Here is a 15,631-nt window from a genome sequence, read left to right on the forward strand (position 1 = left end):
TGGGCGCGCAAGATTAACAGCAATTACTTACGGTTGGATCAATGCACATCCTTCCAGTATTCGCGTTTCAGCAGGTAGGCGAACACGAAGAAGAAGGCCAGGTACAGCAACACATAGGTACCAATGCGCTGATGCTGCAGCTTCACTGGGTTGGCCGAGTAGGCCAGGAAGGTCACCAGATTCTTGACCTTCTCGTCGAACTGCTCTTCGTTCAGCGCGCCGGTCTTCGGCACTATGGTCAGCTGATCGCACGCTTCATGAGTCAAAGGCGTACCGGTGAGCGGATCATACTGCTTCTTGCCGTCTTCGACGATTTGTACTTGCTTGCATCCTACCACTTGGCGGCCTTGCAGGCCGACCAGAACGTTAGGCATACCGACGTTCGGGAACACTTTATTGTTCACGCCGTAGGGACGCGTCGGGTCTTCGTAGAAGGATTTCAGGTAGCCGTAGAGCCAATCGGTGCCACGCACACGGGCCACCAGGGTCAGGTCGGGCGGCGCAGCCCCGAACCAGGTCTTGGCGTCGGCAGGTTGCATGCCGATGGTCATGTGGTCGCCGATCTTCGCACCGGTGAACACCGAGTGGCTGAGCATCACGTCATGGGGAATGCCCAGGTCGTCGGCTACGCGCTCGTAACGCTGGAACTTGGCGCTGTGGCAGCCCATGCAGTAGTTGGTGAACGTACGCAGCCCGTCCTGCATCGCAGCCTTGTCCGACACATCGATGTCGACTTTTTCCAGCTCTGGGCCGTGTTCAGCGGCGAAAGACAGCAGCGGCAGGGCCGCAAGAATGAATGCAACGAATAATTTTTTCATCAGCCAGTCACCCTTTCCGGTACCGGTTTGGTCTTCTCGAGCCGGGTGTAGAACGGCATCAGAATGAAGTAGGCGAAGTACAGGAAGGTGCAGACCTGCGACAACAACGTCCGCTCCGGGGTCGGCGCCAACACGCCCAGTACACCCAGGATCACGAACGCAATGCAGAACACCCACAGCCAGATCTTGCTCAGCCAGCCCTTGTAGCGCATGGACTTGACCGGGCTACGGTCGAGCCAGGGCAGCACGAACAGCACCGCAATCGCCGCGCCCATGGCGATAACGCCCATGAGTTTGTCGGGAATCGCTCGCAAGATTGCGTAGAACGGAGTGAAGTACCAGACCGGGGCAATGTGTTCCGGGGTCTTGAACGCGTTCGCCTGTTCGAAGTTGGGTTTCTCGAGGAAATAACCGCCCATCTCCGGGAAAAAGAACACGATCGAGCAGAAGATGAACAGGAACACCACCACGCCGACAATGTCTTTCACCGTGTAATACGGGTGGAAAGGAATGCCGTCCAGCGGTACACCGTTTTCGTCCTTGTGCTTCTTGATGTCCACGCCGTCGGGGTTGTTCGAACCCACTTCGTGCAATGCCAGGATGTGCAGCACCACCAGGCCCAGGATCACGATCGGCAAGGCCACCACGTGCAAGGCAAAGAAGCGGTTCAGGGTGATCCCGGAAATCAGGTAGTCACCACGAATCCACTGGGTCAGGTCGTTGCCGATGACCGGGATCGCGCCGAACAGCGAGATGATCACCTGGGCGCCCCAGTAGGACATCTGGCCCCACGGCAGCAGGTAACCCATGAAGGCCTCGGCCATCAGCGCCAGGTAGATCAGCATGCCGAACACCCACACCAGCTCGCGGGGCTTCTGGTACGAACCGTAGAGCAAGCCACGGAACATGTGCATGTAGACCACGATGAAGAACGCCGAGGCGCCGGTGGAGTGCAGCAGACGCAGGATCGAGCCGTACTCGACGTCGCGCATGATGTATTCGACGGAGGCAAAGGCTTCTTCGGCCGACGGGGTGTAGCTCATCGTCAGCCAGACACCGGTAACGATCTGGTTGACCAGTACCAGAAGTGCCAGGGAGCCAAAGAAATAGAAGAAGTTGAAATTCTTCGGTGCGTAGTACTTGCTGAGGTGGTCTTCCCACATTTTGGTCGCGGGGAAGCGCGCATCCACCCAATCCATGAACTTGCTCATCAGGCTTTCTCCCCCTCGTCGACGCCAATGACAATGACACTGTCAGTCTCGTAGTGATGTGGCGGAACTGGCAGGTTCAGTGGTGCGGGTTGTGACTTGTAGACGCGGCCAGCGAGGTCGTAGTGAGAACCGTGGCACGGGCAGAAATAGCCCCCGACCCAGTCCTTGCCCAGGTCCGCGGGCGCCACTTCCGGGCGGAAGGTGGGAGAGCAACCCAAGTGGGTGCAGATACCGATCAGCAGCAGAATCTCCGGCTTGATCGAGCGAATTTCCTTATCGACGTAAGCGGGTTGGTCGGAATTCTTCGAGTCGGGGTCAGACAGCTGGCCCTCGATCTTCTTCAGATTTCCCAGGATTTCCTCGGTACGACGAACGATGAACACTGGCTGACCGCGCCACTCAGCAATCATTTGCTGGCCTGGATCGATCTTGCTGACATTCACCTTCACCGGTGCACCTGCGGCTTTCGCCTTGGCACTGGGAAACCATGACCCCACGAACGGGACCGCAGCCCCCACCGCTCCTGCAGCACCCACCACGGATGTGGCTGCTACCAAGAAGCGACGCCGGCCTGCATTCACGCCGTCATTGCTCATTCAGTCCTCTCCCATCAGCTTTGTGGCCTGTTAAATCAGGCGTCTACTAAGTGTTAAATCTGAACTTATAAAAATTTTGCCGAATGGTAATGAAAAGCCCCACGTCTGACAAGGTAATTACCCCCGGCACCAGCTCCAAGCCTTTGAGTATAGGGGCTCTACGGATGTGGCAAGTTGTCACAGAGATTTTTTTACATAAATAGCAGGCAATAAAAAACGCCCAGCTCCGTGAGGAGGCTGGGCGTTTTCTGGAACGTAAAAGCGAATTAACGCTTCGAGTACTGCGGACGCTTACGCGCTTTACGCAGACCAACTTTCTTACGTTCAACTTCACGAGCATCGCGAGTAACGAAGCCAGCTTTGCGCAGAGCGCCACGCAGGGTTTCGTCGTACTGCATCAGAGCGCGAGTGATACCGTGGCGGATTGCGCCAGCTTGACCACTTACACCGCCACCGATAACGGTGACGTAGATGTCGAACTTTTCAACGGTCTCGGTCAATTCCAGCGGCTGACGAACTACCATGCGGGCAGTTTCGCGACCGAAGAAATTTTCCAGAGTGCGGTTGTTGATCGAGATGTTACCAGTACCCGGACGCAGGAAAACGCGAGCGGTAGCGGTTTTGCGACGGCCAGTGCCGTAATTTTGAGTCGCCGACATAATGAACTATTCCGTTAAAACTTCAGTTCTTGGGGCTGCTGAGCAGCATGAGGGTGAGCAGCGCCCGCATAGACTTTCAGCTTGCGATACATGTCGCGACCCAGTGGGCCCTTCGGCAGCATACCTTTGACCGCGATTTCAATCGGGGCTTCAGGCTTTTTGGAGATCAGGCCTTCGAAGTTCGAAGACTTGATACCGCCTGGGAAACCGGAGTGACGGTAGTACATTTTGTCTTGCGCTTTGTTGCCGGTAACACGTACCTGCTCGGCGTTGATGATGACAATGTAGTCACCGGTATCAACGTGAGGGGTGTACTCAGGCTTGTGCTTGCCACGCAGACGGCTGGCGACTTCAGTGGCCAGACGACCCAGGGTCTGACCAGCGGCGTCGACGACAAACCAGTCGCGCTGAACTGTTTCTGGTTTTGCAGTAAAAGTTGTCATTCTTTAATAGCCTCAGGGGCCGCCCTGTAAATTAGACGGCGGATCTTACTGAATAGTGCGTACTTTGACAAGTCAAAGGCAGCCGGATACAGACGCTATCGGGGGCTCGGGTCGGCGCGTCCGTTCAACGGCAAGATTCTTCGGCAGGCGGCGCATCACTTCCACTGCAGAAAGAGGTGGGCAATTATGCAGATTGCCAAAAAAATTTCAACCTGCTTTTATGATTGTTTTCCCCGAAGGAGTACCCGATGGACTATCGACAGCTGGGCCGAACCGATCTGAACGTGAGCGCGATAGCCTTGGGCACCATGACCTGGGGCGAGCAGAACAGCGAGGCAGAGGCCTTCGCACAGATCGAACGGGCCAAGGCCGCGGGCATCAACTTCATCGACACCGCAGAAATGTACCCGGTGCCGCCCAAGGCAGATACCTACGCCACCACCGAGCGCTATATCGGTAATTACTTCAAAAGCCGCGGCGACCGTGCCGACTGGATCCTCGCCAGCAAGATCGCCGGCCCCGGCAACACCATCGACTACATCCGCGACGGCAGCCTCAAGCACAACCGCAAGCACATCACAGAAGCCCTGGACGCGAGCCTGAAACGCCTGCAAACCGACTGGATCGACCTCTACCAGCTGCACTGGCCCGAGCGCAGCACCAACTTTTTCGGCCAACTGGGCTACAAGCACAAAGCTGAAGAGGACCTGACGCCGCTGGAGGAAACCCTCGAAGCCCTGGATGAACAGGTCAAGGCCGGCAAGATCCGCCACATCGGCCTGTCCAACGAAACGCCGTGGGGCACCATGAAGTTCCTGGCCCTGGCCGAAGCCCGTGGCTGGACCCGCGCGGTGTCGATCCAGAACCCCTACAACCTGCTCAACCGCAGCTTTGAAGTGGGCCTGGCGGAAATCGCGATTCGTGAACAGTGTGGTTTGTTGGCTTATTCACCGCTGGCGTTCGGCATGCTCAGCGGCAAATACGAAGGTGGCGCACGCCCGGCCAAGGGCCGCCTGAGCCTCTACAGCCGCTTCAGCCGCTACTTCAATGCGCAATCGGAAGCAGCGTGCAGCCGTTATGTGGCATTGGCCCGTGAGCACGGCCTGGACCCGGCGCAGATGGCATTGGCGTTTGTGACCCAGCAACCGTTCGTGACCAGCAACATCATTGGCGCCACTACCCTGGAGCAACTGGACAGCAACATTGCCAGTGCCGACCTGAAACTGTCGGATGAAGTGTTGGCGGGGATTGAGGCGATCCAGAAGGATCATCCGAATCCTGCGCCGTGATTAACCTTTAGATAGCTATCGCAGGCAAGCCAGCTCCCGCAGGAAAATGCATTCCAACTGTGGGAGCCGGGCTTGCCCGCGATAGCATCATCAGCCACACCGAAGATTCAAAGTGCCCGCGCAATAATCTCCTTCATGATCTCGTTGGTCCCCGCATAAATCCTCTGCACCCGCGCATCCGCCCACGCCCGCGCGATCGGGTATTCCCACATGAAGCCGTAGCCTCCGTGCAACTGCACGCACTCATCCAGCACCTTGCACTGCAGGTCCGTGGCCCAGTACTTGGCCATCGCCGCCGTTGGCACATCCAGCTTGCCTTCCAGATGCAGCTCCATGCATTTGTCGACAAACACCCGGCCAATCTGGGTTTCCGTAGCAATCTCCGCCAACTTGAAACGGGTGTTCTGGAAATCAATGATCGCCTTGCCGAACGCCTTGCGGTCGCGGGTGTACTCCAGCGTCCACTGCAACGCCGCCTCGGCTGACGACAACGCACCAATCGCCACCGTCAGGCGCTCCTGGGGCAACTCCTGCATCAGATAGGCAAAGCCCATCCCCGCCTGGCCCAGCAAGTTTTCCTTGGGTACGCGCACATCCTGGAAGAACAGCTCCGACGTATCCTGGGCCTTCATTCCCACCTTCTCCAGGCGCTTGCCCTTGTCGAATCCCGGCGTGTTGGCTTCCACCAGGAACAAGCTGGTGCCTTTGGCGCCGGCCTTGGGATCGGTCTTGGCGACAACGATCACCAGGTCCGCCAGAAAGCCATTAGTGATGAAGGTCTTGGAGCCGTTGATCACGTACTCATCACCGTCCAGCACCGCTGTGGTCTTGACCCCTTGCAGGTCCGACCCGGCACCCGGCTCGGTCATGGCGATGGCCGTGACCATCTCCCCGGAGATCAGCTTGGGCAGGTATTTGTGCTTCAGCGCCTCACTGCCGTAATGCAGGATGTAAGGCGCGACGATGTCCGAATGCAGGGAGAAACCAATCCCGGTCAGGCCCAGACGACTGATCTCTTCGATCACCACCGCGCTGTAGAGAAAGTCCGCCCCGAGGCCGCCGTACTCCTCCGGCAGGTGCGAGCAGAGCATCCCCGCCTCCCCTGCCTTGTTCCACAGGTTGCGATCAATGTAGCCCTGCTTTTCCCATTGCCCGTGGAACGGCGCCGCGTCTTTTTCGAGGAAGGTGCGCACGCTCTGGCGGAAGAGTTCGTGCTCCGAGCTGAACAAGGTTCTGGGAATCATGGGTCACCTGCGTGAATTGTCGGACAAGACCGGGATCACAGAGCCTAAGCCGCGAATGCCTCACGGGACACTGGACACATGCGACAAAAAATAAGACGATCCAGCCGTCTGGTGACCACTTTCCCCTATAAGAATAAATGAAATTATGTCTAACCAAATCTCCACGCCCTTGCGGCGCGTCAGCATTTTGGCCATTGATCGGGTATTCGCTTCAACCCTCATGCAAGCCAAGGATTTCTTTCACCTCGCCAGCCTGCGCTACGGCAAACAGCTGGGCCAGGGCCTTACTCCCGCGTTTGAAACCCGCCTGGTCAGCCCCGACGGGCAATCGGTGCGCAGCTTCAGCGATGTGATCATGCCGGTGGACGGCGGCCTTGAAAACGCCGACATCATCGTACTCCCGGCCTTCTGGGACGACTTTGACTCATTGTGCCAACGCTACCCCCAAGTGCTGCCCTGGCTGCGCGAACAACATGCCCGTGGCGCGGTGCTGTGCGGCGAAGCCACCGGGGTGTTCTGGCTTGCCGAAGCTGGCCTGCTGGACGGCAAGGAGGCGACCACCTACTGGCGTTTCTTCAACGCCTTCAGCGAACGCTTCCCCAAGGTGCAACTGAACCAGGACAAGCACCTGACCGACGCCGACAACCTGTACTGCGCCGGCGGCACCACCTCGGCCTGCGACCTCTACATCTACCTGATCGAACGTTTCTGCGGCGCCAACATCGCCCAGGCCGTGGCGCGCGACATCCTCTATGAAGTGCAGCGCAGCTATGCACCGGGGCGTATCGGGTTTGGCGGCCAGAAGCTGCACCAGGACGTGATCATCCTGCAAATCCAGCACTGGCTCGAAGAGCACTTCGCCGACAAGTTCCGCTTCGAAGACGTGGCCCGGGAACACGGCATGAGCATCCGCAACTTCATGCGCCGCTTCCAGACCGCCACGGGTGACAAGCCGCTGCACTACCTGCAACGCCTGCGCATCGAGACGGCCAAGGGCTTGCTGTCCGGTAGCCGCAAAAGCATCAAGACCATCAGTTACGAAGTGGGCTACGACGACGCGAGCTTCTTTGCGCGGCTGTTCCGGCAGCACACCGAGCTGTCGCCCAACCAGTATCGCCAGCAGTTCCAGCAGGCCGCATAACCAAAGGGTGTACACAGTACAAATGTGGGAGCTGGCTTGCCTGCGATGGCGGCGTGTCAGGCACCAGCTGCATTAGCTGCCAGACCGCTATCGCGGGCAAGCCCGGCTCCCACAGTTGATTTCTGTTGAGCTGGAAATTTTGCATAAAAAAGGCCCGCATCGCTGCGGGCCTTTTTCATTTCGAGCACATCGCTTATGGCTTGTGCGCCCGCGACAGGAACTCGTGGGACTGCATTTCCAGCAAGCGGCTCAAGGTCCGTTGGAATTCAAAGTTCAAGCGACCGCCCGTGTAGAGGTCCTTGAGCTCGACTTCCGCCGAGATGATCAGCTTGACGTTACGGTCGTAGAATTCATCGACCATGTTGATAAAGCGCCGCGCGATGTCGTCGGTGGTGACGCTCATCTGCTCGACACCGCTCAGGATCACCGCATGGAAGATCTTGCCCAGTTCGATGTAGTCGTTCTGGCTGCGAGGGCCGTCGCACAGCTCGCGGAAATCGAACCAGGCCACGTCATCGCAGGTGCGCAACGCGATGATTTCGCGGTTTTCGATGATCAGTTTGTCGTTTTCGATCGCCTGGGTGCATTCCGGCGTCAGCGCACGGAAGCTCTTGCGCAGGCTTTCCTGGGCCACTTCGTTGAGCGGATAGTGGAACAGTTCGGCTTGCTCGAGGTGACGCAGGCGGTAGTCGACGCCGCTGTCGACGTTGACGATGTCGGTGTTCTGCTTGATCAGGGCGATGGCCGGCAGGAAGCGCGCGCGTTGCAGGCCGTCCTTGTACAGGCCGTCGGGCACGATGTTCGACGTGGCGACCAGGGTCACACCGTTCTTGAACAGCTCTTCCATCAGGGTGCCGAGGATCATCGCGTCGGTGATGTCGGACACGAAGAACTCATCGAAACAGATCACCCGGGCCTCTTCCGAGAAGCGCTTGGCGATGATGGTCAGCGGGTTCTTCTCGCCCGGCAGGGTCTTCATCTCTTCGTGCACGCGCTTCATGAAGCGGTGGAAGTGAGTACGGACCTTTTCCTTGAACGGCAGCGCCTCGAAGAAAGTGTCCACCAGGTAAGTCTTGCCCCGGCCAACACCACCCCAGAAATACAGGCCCTTGACCGGCGTGTGGTCTTTCTTGCCAAACAACTTGCTGAACATGCCCGGCTTGTTCTGCGAGGCCTGGACCAGATCGTCGTACAGGCGCTGCAAATGGCGCACCGCAGTTTCCTGGGCAGCGTCATGGAAGAATTCGGGGCGTTTCAGATCAGCTTGATATCGTTCTAGGGGCGTCATAATTCGTTAGCAAGGCAACAAAAACGGGCCGCCACTGTAACGACGGCCCTGAAGAATGGCAATCAACCCTTGGTCGGGTCAATCCTCGATTGGGGTCAACGCAACGCGCAAGGCTTCGATGGCCGCATCCCGCGAGGCGCTGTCGGCGAACGCCGGGCTATCGGCGACAGCAGCACCTTCCAGCCACACGCTGAAGCTCAAGTCTTCACTGCGTACATCCAGCGCCTGACCCGATTGCAGCTGCTTGGTCACAGCGCCAGCGGTTTTGCCGTCGGCAAAGTTGCGCGACAGCAGCAATTGCTCGCCTTCGGCCGCCAGCAAACGGAAACGGAAGCTGCCGTCGTCTTCGCGAAAGCTCACAAAACGCGCGGCTTTCGCGGCTTTCTTCTTGGTGGTGGCGGCAACGGCGACCGGGTTGACAAACGAACGCAGGCCCACCGCTTCACGCAACTCGGCCAGGAACGGTGCAGCCACGGCGCGGGCTTTGCGGGCGCCGATCAGCAGCAGGTCTTCCATGTCCGACGGGCGCGACATCAGTTGATGGTAACGCTCGCGCGCTTCACCCAGTTGGCCGTCCAGCAATTGGAACAGACGATTCTTCGCCTCGCCCCAGCCCAGGCCTTGCAGCAGTTCGCCGCGGAATTCTTCTTCCTGGGCCTTGGTCGCGAACGCCTGGTACAGGGTGAACAGGTGCGAGTTGTCCGGGTCCTTCGCTTCGCCCGGCGCGCGGGAGTCGGTGACGATGCGCGAGATCGCGTCCTTCATCTCCTTGGCGCTGGTGAACAGCGGGATGGTGTTGTCGTAGCTCTTGGACATCTTGCGGCCATCCAGGCCCGGCAAGGTGGCGACGCTTTCTTCGATCAACGCCTCGGGCATGGTGAAGAATTCCTTGCCCTTGCCAAACAGGTGGTTGAAGCGCTGGCCGATGTCCCGGGCCATTTCCACGTGCTGGATCTGGTCACGACCGACCGGCACCTTGTGGGCATTGAACATCAGGATGTCCGCCGCCATCAGCACCGGGTAGCTGTACAGGCCCATGGTGATGCCCGCATCCGGGTCTTCGCCGTTTTCCAGGTTCTTGTCCACCGAGGCCTTGTAGGCGTGCGCACGGTTGAGCAGGCCCTTGGCCGCCACGCAGGTCAGCAGCCAGGTCAGCTCGGGGATTTCCGGGATGTCGGACTGGCGATAGAACGTCACCCGGTTCACATCCAGGCCACCGGCCAGCCAGGTCGCAGCGATTTCCATACGCGAGCGCTGGATGCGCTGCGGGTCATCGCACTTGATCAGGGCGTGGTAGTCGGCCAGGAAGTAGAAGGAGTCGGCATTGGCGTCCTGGCTGGCAAGAATCGCCGGGCGAATCGCGCCGGCGTAGTTGCCCAGGTGCGGCGTGCCGGTGGTGGTGATGCCGGTGAGGATGCGGGTACGGGTCGTCATGGGTGATCGCTTGTCATCAATTCGAAAGACGTGGCAGCACAAGATCCTTGAGATCGGTCAGCTTGCCATGAAAAAAGTGTCCGCATTCTGCCACTTTCAGAAGCTCATGGGGGCGATTCAGGGCGGCGGACCAGTCGTAGACCAGTTGCGGGTCGACCACTTCGTCGGTTTCCGGCTGGATCACGGTCAATGGGCAGCCTTGTGGTAGCACATCGTTATCCCGCAGGCGCATCACGGCCGCGGCCACCATGAACAGGTGTGCAAGTTTCTCGCCCTTGGCTTCCAGGCGGCCGCCGAGGGTGGCCGCCACAAATCCGCCGAAGGAAAACCCCAGCAGGGTAATCGGCAGATCGGGGTGTTTTTCACGCAGCCAGGTGGCGGCCGCTTCGGCGTCGTCGACTTCACCGGTGCCCATATCGTGCGTACCGGCGCTGGCGCCGACACCGCGATAATTGAATCGCAATGTGATCAAGCCGGCATCGCGGGCGGTGCGTTGCAGGGTCGATACAACTTTGTTGAGCATGGTGCCGCCCTGCACCGGGTTAGGGTGGCAGATCAGCGCCAGGCCACGTGGCTCGGGGTGATCCAGATACAGGGCTTCCAGTTGGCCTACCGGGCCATCGATCAAAACAGGGGTTTCACGCATCAGCAAGGAAGGAACTCCGTGACCTCTCAAGGGGTCGACTCGTCTAGCTAAAAGTCTGTGCATGGCATCATTGCGAGCTTAATCGCGGTATACAGCGCAGGTCCGAGCCGTTAACGTAAAGCAAAGCCGTTTATAGAGGAAGGACTCGTGGAACACTCGCTCTTAGTTTGGTTGTTGCCGACTCTCGCCTTGGTTGCCGGTGTCGCCATTGGATTCCTGGTTGCCCGCCTGCTGCCGAATGCCGCGCCTAACCGCACGCAGCGTCAGCTGGATGACATTCAGGAACGTTTTGACAGTTATCAGAACGAGGTTGTTACCCACTTCAACAGCACCGCGACCCTGGTGAAAAAGCTCACTCAGAGCTACCAGGAAGTACAGGATCATCTCGCCGAGGGTGCCAACCGCCTGGCCCTGGACGACATCACCCGCCAGCGCCTGCTGGCCGCGCTGCATTCCGATGCACCGCAAGCGCCACGGGAACGCCTGACCCCACCCCGGGAAAATCAGGAACCGCCACGGGACTACGCGCCAAAAACGCCAAACGCCCCGGGGATGCTGGATGAGCATTACGGCTTGAAAAAGTAATACGCTTTCAAGCGACATGAAAAAGCCCGGCTGATCGATGATCAGCCGGGCTTTTTTGTCAGCGCCAGCCGACCGCTTATCGACACTGTTATTTCTAACAGTAGGCAACCGCGCCGGGATTGGCCCTAATGAATCCGCTACCTGGGTGCTTGCAAGCACAGCACTCCGGGACGAGGACTTCATCAAAGGAACGGACACATGCAAATCATCCCGCTGAAAAACCGTCATACCTGGCCAGCCCCCACCAGCACTGATGTGAAAGACGGCACGCTGCTGACGGCCAGCCTGAAGGAGTTTTTTCATCTCACCATCGCCTTTCCCGGCCTGAAAAAAGGCGATCGCATAGACACGCAAATACTGGTCACGCATGACAGGTTTTCTCCACCACAACTGTGGAGCGGCCAAGTCATCGCTGGACAGGACAACAGTGAAACCTTCCAGACATCGAAGACCCCGTTTTCAGGTACGTTCAGTAAAGGAACAGGGGTTGTTTCCTTTACGGCGCACGGGCAGTCGTCCGTCCCCCTAGAGTTCTCAATCACCTCCTGAACGCCTACGCGGGGTTAGCGATGTGCGCCAAACCCCGCGGTCATCCCTAAACGCTTTGTTCGAGCAACTGCCCGTTCTCGATCCGCACATGCCGCCCATGGAAACGCTTGAGGCTGCTGCGGTGGCCGACGCTGACGATGCTCAAGCCCGGCAACTCATCGATCAACGCCTGATACAGCGCCGCCTCGTCCTCTTCGTCCATCGCCGACGTGGCTTCATCCATATACAGCCATTGCGGTTCAAACAACAACGCGCGGGCAAAGGCCAGGCGTTGCTGCTCACCCGGTGACAACATGCGCTGCCAGTGGTTGGCTTCATCCAACCTTGGAGTCAGGTGTGCCAGGCGGCAGGTTTCCAGCACCTGTGCATAACGTTCCGCCGGGTAGGCGCCCTCCTCCTGTGGATAACTCAACACGCCGCGCAAGGTGCCGATCGGCAGGTACGGCTTCTGCGGCAGGAACAGGTAACGCTCGGCCGGCAGACGGATGTTGCCGTGGCCGTTCGGCCACAGATTGCCCATGGCCCGCAGCAAGGTTGATTTGCCGCTGCCGGAACGGCCGCTGAGCATCAGGCGTTCGCCCTCGGCAACGCTCAGGTTGGCGCCGTCGAGCAGGTGACGACCATCAGCCAGATCAAGGCTGAGGTTGTTCATCTGCAAATTGCCGCCCTGACGCTGCAACTCAATGCCCATGTTGCGGCCTTCGTTTTCTTCCATCGCCTCGCCAAAGCTCAGCAGACGATCGCAGGTAGCGCGCCAGCTGGCCAACACGGTGTACGCATCGACAAACCAGCTCAGGCTGCCCTGCACGCTGCCAAACGCACTGGCCACCTGCATCAGCACACCCAGCTCTATCTGCCCGGAAAAGTAGCGCGGCGCGGCCACCACAAACGGAAAGATGATCGCAATCTGCGAGTAACCGCTGGTGAAGAAATTCAGGCGCTTCTTGAGCTGCATGATGCTCCAGAAGTTGCTCCACACCCGCCCGAAACGTGCGCTCAGCTGCTGGTGTTCATTCGGCTCGCCATTGAACAGCGCGATGCTTTCGGCGTTCTCGCGCACCCGCACCAGGCTGAAACGCAAGTCGGCCTCAAACCGTTGTTGGCGGTTGCTCAAGCCGATCAGTTTTCGACCAATCAAGTGGGTCAACCAGCTGCCGAGCACGGCATACACCAGCGCCGCCCAGAACATGTAGCCGGGAATGGTGATGCCCCACACTTCGATGCTGCCGGACACGCCCCACAAAATCACCGAGAACGACACCAGGCTCACCAGGTTACTGATGAAACCCAGGCCCAGGCTGAGGGTGCTGCTGGTGAAGGCGTTGAGGTCTTCGGAGATACGTTGGTCCGGGTTATCGGTATAGCCGCCGTATTCCAGGTGGTAGTAGTTCTTCTGGCTCAGCCACTTGGCGAAGTAGGTTTCGGTCAGCCAGCGCCGCCAGCGGATGGTGAGCATCTGCTGCAGATAGGAGGTGAACACCCCGGTGACGATCGCCACCACCGCGATCACGCTGAAATACATCAGCAAGTGGGTGAAGGCGTCGTAGTCCTTCTTCTCCAGGGCGTTATAGAAGTCGCGGTTCCAGCTGTTGAACCACACCGACACGGCCACGCTGAACAGCGACAGCCCCAGCACCACCAGCAGCAACAGCCAGGCCTTGCCCTTCTCCTCACTGCGCCAGTAAGGGGTGATCAGCGCCCAGACTTTCCTTAAAAATTGCCCACGCACCGCGTCATTGACCGCGGAATACTCAGCGTTCTGATTCATTGTTCAGGCTCGGTAGGAAATAAAGAACAGGCGTCGGACCGATCATAGCCGATCGATCCGGGGCTCCGTGCAGCCTGAAGCAGATTGTTCAGTCGCCGTTCAACGTCGAACCGGGCGCTTCTGCAGCTTGCGCTGCAACGTCCGGCGATGCATGCCCAGGGCGCGGGCAGTGGCGGAGATATTGCCTTCGTGCTCGGTCAACACCCGCTGGATGTGTTCCCACTGCAGGCGGTCCACCGACATCGGGTTTTCCGGCACCAGGGTGTCGAGGTCGGCGTGCTCGGAGAGCAAGGCGGCCAGCACGTCGTCGGCGTCTGCAGGCTTGCACAGGTAGTTGCAGGCGCCGCGCTTGATCGCCTCGACAGCAGTGGCAATGCTGGAATAGCCGGTGAGGATCACCACGCGCATTTCCGGGTCCAGCTCCAGCAGCTTGGGCAGCAGCACCAGGCCGGAGTCGCCGTCCATTTTCAGGTCCAGGGCGGCGTATTCCGGCAGGTCGGCCGTGGCGATGGCCAAGCCTTCTTCGGCGGAACCTGCGGTACTCACGCGAAAGCCACGACGGCTCATGGCGCGGGCCATCACGCGGGTAAAGGTGGCGTCGTCATCTACCAGCAACAGGTGCGGCAGTTCTTCGCCTTCGACTTGGATCTCGTCACTCATCGATGTCTCCTCGTGCGACACGGGGCAGGCGCAGCTCGGTGAGCGTGCCGCCTTCCTCATGACTATAGAGTTTCACTGAGCCGCCCGCGCGAGTCACGCTGGCCTTGCTCAAAAACAGGCCCAGGCCGAAGCCTTTGCCTTTGGTGGTAAAGAATGGCTTGCCGATCTGCTCGGCAATCGCCAGCGGCACACCGGCGCCATGGTCGCGAATGCTGATGGTGAGGTCTTCGGCGTCCCAGTTCAGGGTCACTTCCAGCCCCTCCGGGCAGGCATCTGCGGCGTTGTTCAGCAGGTTCAGCAGCGCCTGGGTCAGGTCCGGCGGCGGCGCCATGCGCGGCACTGTGCCCTGGCCCAGCAGGTGGAAACGGTAGCTGGCTTCGGGACGCATCAGGTGCCAGCGGTTCAGGGCTTCGTCCAGCCACTGGGTGACGTCTTGCATCTCCACGGCGAGGCGACGATTGGCTTCAGCGGCGCGCACCAATTGCTGCAACGTCAACTTGCACTGCTTGACCTGTTCCTGCAGCACGCTGAGGTCGTCTTGCAGGGCCGGGTCGTGATGGTCCTGGGTCATTTCCTTGAGCAGTACGCTCATGGTCGCCAGCGGCGTCCCCAACTCATGGGCCGCGCCGGCAGCCTGGGTGGCGACGGCCAGCAGTTGCTGGTCCCGCAGGCCCTCTTCACGGCGAATGGCGCGCAGTTCTTCCTGGCGGCGCAGCTCTTCCGCCATTCGTGCGGCAAAGAAGGTGATGACCGCCGCCGACAGGGCAAAACTCAGCCACATGCCGTAGATCTGCAGATTTTCCCGGGCGATGGGGAAGGTCTGCAACGGGTAGAACTGGGCGAGCAGCAGGGTGTACAGGGCCAGGGCGATGCCCGACAGCACCACCGAGTAACGCCATGGCAAGGTCACCGCAGCGATAGTCAGTGGCACCAGGTAATAAGAAACAAACGGGTTGGTGGAACCACCGGAGAAGTACAGCAACACACTGTGGATAAACAGGTCGCAGGCCAGTTGCAGGGCGTATTCCAACTCGGTCACCGGCCACGTGGTGCGCAGCCGGATGGCGGTAAACACGCACAAGACGGTCGAGAAGCCGAGGGTCACGGCCAACTGCAACCAAGGCAGCGGCAGCAGCTTGAACCAATAGGCAAGCCCCACCGAACCGGCCTGTGCGGCCAGCACCAAGGTGCGGATGAACGTCAGGCGCCAGAGGTTCTGGCGGGTGGCGGAAGTCAGTTTTACGGCGGCGAGCATGAGCTCTCCCGATGAGCGCTGCAGGCGGATCGCACGGAGTATAAA

Annotated in this window: 17 protein-coding genes; 4 read left to right on the forward strand and 13 right to left on the reverse strand. The window is 59.3% G+C overall.

Annotation, left to right across the window (positions count from 1 at the left end; all coding sequences use genetic code 11):
* Positions 1-38 precede the first annotated feature (38 nt).
* The 5 genes from M2400_RS09810 to rplM form a co-directional block, all read right to left on the reverse strand.
* The gene (locus tag M2400_RS09810) at positions 39-818 is read right to left on the reverse strand and encodes a cytochrome c1 (protein ID WP_010170751.1); all 780 of its coding nucleotides are present in this window, start codon (positions 816-818) and stop codon (positions 39-41) included.
* The gene (locus M2400_RS09815; RefSeq protein ID WP_003216042.1) at positions 818-2,029 is read right to left on the reverse strand and encodes a cytochrome bc complex cytochrome b subunit; all 1,212 of its coding nucleotides are present in this window, start codon (positions 2,027-2,029) and stop codon (positions 818-820) included. Before M2400_RS09815 ends, M2400_RS09810 begins: the two co-directional genes overlap by 1 nt.
* Entirely contained in the window at positions 2,029-2,625 is a 597-nt protein-coding gene (gene petA / locus M2400_RS09820; protein ID WP_003216040.1) for a ubiquinol-cytochrome c reductase iron-sulfur subunit, read from the reverse strand. Before petA ends, M2400_RS09815 begins: the two co-directional genes overlap by 1 nt.
* Positions 2,626-2,891: 266 nt before the next feature.
* Positions 2,892-3,284, reverse strand: coding sequence for a 30S ribosomal protein S9 (gene rpsI / locus M2400_RS09825; RefSeq protein ID WP_003216038.1), 393 nt, complete (start codon positions 3,282-3,284; stop codon positions 2,892-2,894).
* A gap of 14 nt (positions 3,285-3,298) precedes the next feature.
* On the reverse strand, positions 3,299-3,727 hold the full coding sequence (gene rplM / locus M2400_RS09830) for a 50S ribosomal protein L13 (protein WP_003216032.1): 429 nt from the start codon (positions 3,725-3,727) through the stop codon (positions 3,299-3,301).
* A gap of 248 nt (positions 3,728-3,975) precedes the next feature.
* On the opposite strand from rplM, the gene M2400_RS09835 reads away from it, so the two are divergent.
* Complete coding sequence (locus M2400_RS09835) at positions 3,976-5,016, forward strand: NADP(H)-dependent aldo-keto reductase (RefSeq protein WP_177043425.1); 1,041 nt, start codon at positions 3,976-3,978, stop codon at positions 5,014-5,016.
* Positions 5,017-5,123: 107 nt separating this feature from the next.
* Here the strand turns inward: M2400_RS09835 and M2400_RS09840 are convergent, their stop codons facing one another.
* A complete protein-coding gene (locus M2400_RS09840) occupies positions 5,124-6,260 on the reverse strand; it encodes an acyl-CoA dehydrogenase family protein (protein WP_003216028.1) in 1,137 nt (378 codons plus the stop codon).
* Between the two features lie 220 nt (positions 6,261-6,480).
* On the opposite strand from M2400_RS09840, the gene M2400_RS09845 reads away from it, so the two are divergent.
* Positions 6,481-7,401 carry a GlxA family transcriptional regulator gene (locus M2400_RS09845; protein ID WP_172834601.1) on the forward strand — a complete coding sequence of 307 codons (921 nt, stop codon included), beginning with the start codon at positions 6,481-6,483 and terminating at the stop codon, positions 7,399-7,401.
* A gap of 56 nt (positions 7,402-7,457) precedes the next feature.
* Here M2400_RS09845 and M2400_RS09850 read toward each other — a convergent pair whose 3' ends face one another.
* The 4 genes from M2400_RS09850 to M2400_RS09865 form a co-directional block, all read right to left on the reverse strand.
* Positions 7,458-7,580, reverse strand: coding sequence for a hypothetical protein (locus tag M2400_RS09850; protein WP_259195861.1), 123 nt, complete (start codon positions 7,578-7,580; stop codon positions 7,458-7,460).
* 14 nt (positions 7,581-7,594) lie between these two features.
* Positions 7,595-8,689, reverse strand: a complete 1,095-nt coding sequence (gene zapE, locus M2400_RS09855; protein WP_177043424.1) for a cell division protein ZapE — start codon at positions 8,687-8,689, stop codon at positions 7,595-7,597.
* A gap of 78 nt (positions 8,690-8,767) precedes the next feature.
* Positions 8,768-10,123: a tryptophan--tRNA ligase gene (locus tag M2400_RS09860; protein WP_177077920.1), complete on the reverse strand. Its 1,356-nt coding sequence runs from the start codon at positions 10,121-10,123 to the stop codon at positions 8,768-8,770.
* A 16-nt stretch (positions 10,124-10,139) separates the two neighbouring features.
* A complete protein-coding gene (locus M2400_RS09865; protein WP_026078004.1) occupies positions 10,140-10,769 on the reverse strand; it encodes an alpha/beta hydrolase in 630 nt (209 codons plus the stop codon).
* A gap of 147 nt (positions 10,770-10,916) precedes the next feature.
* Here M2400_RS09865 and M2400_RS09870 point away from each other — a divergent pair, with 147 nt between their 5' ends.
* Together M2400_RS09870 and M2400_RS09875 are read left to right on the forward strand one after the other, a co-directional pair.
* Positions 10,917-11,354 (forward strand): YhcB family protein, encoded by a 438-nt coding sequence (locus tag M2400_RS09870; RefSeq protein WP_010170781.1) that lies wholly within the window; start codon positions 10,917-10,919, stop codon positions 11,352-11,354.
* Between the two features lie 198 nt (positions 11,355-11,552).
* A complete protein-coding gene (locus M2400_RS09875) occupies positions 11,553-11,903 on the forward strand; it encodes a hypothetical protein (RefSeq protein WP_177043421.1) in 351 nt (116 codons plus the stop codon).
* A 46-nt stretch (positions 11,904-11,949) separates the two neighbouring features.
* Here M2400_RS09875 and M2400_RS09880 read toward each other — a convergent pair whose 3' ends face one another.
* The 3 genes from M2400_RS09880 to M2400_RS09890 form a co-directional block, all read right to left on the reverse strand.
* The gene (locus M2400_RS09880; protein ID WP_177077921.1) at positions 11,950-13,671 is read right to left on the reverse strand and encodes an ABC transporter ATP-binding protein/permease; all 1,722 of its coding nucleotides are present in this window, start codon (positions 13,669-13,671) and stop codon (positions 11,950-11,952) included.
* A 99-nt stretch (positions 13,672-13,770) separates the two neighbouring features.
* Positions 13,771-14,331 (reverse strand): response regulator transcription factor, encoded by a 561-nt coding sequence (locus M2400_RS09885; RefSeq protein ID WP_003216016.1) that lies wholly within the window; start codon positions 14,329-14,331, stop codon positions 13,771-13,773.
* Positions 14,324-15,586, reverse strand: coding sequence for an ATP-binding protein (locus M2400_RS09890; protein WP_177043419.1), 1,263 nt, complete (start codon positions 15,584-15,586; stop codon positions 14,324-14,326). The genes M2400_RS09885 and M2400_RS09890 overlap by 8 nt, the downstream gene beginning before the upstream one ends.
* Positions 15,587-15,631: the final 45 nt, after the last annotated feature.

This window comes from Pseudomonas sp. BIGb0558, from assembly GCF_024807515.1.
In the GTDB taxonomy this organism is placed as follows: domain Bacteria; phylum Pseudomonadota; class Gammaproteobacteria; order Pseudomonadales; family Pseudomonadaceae; genus Aquipseudomonas; species Aquipseudomonas yamanorum_A.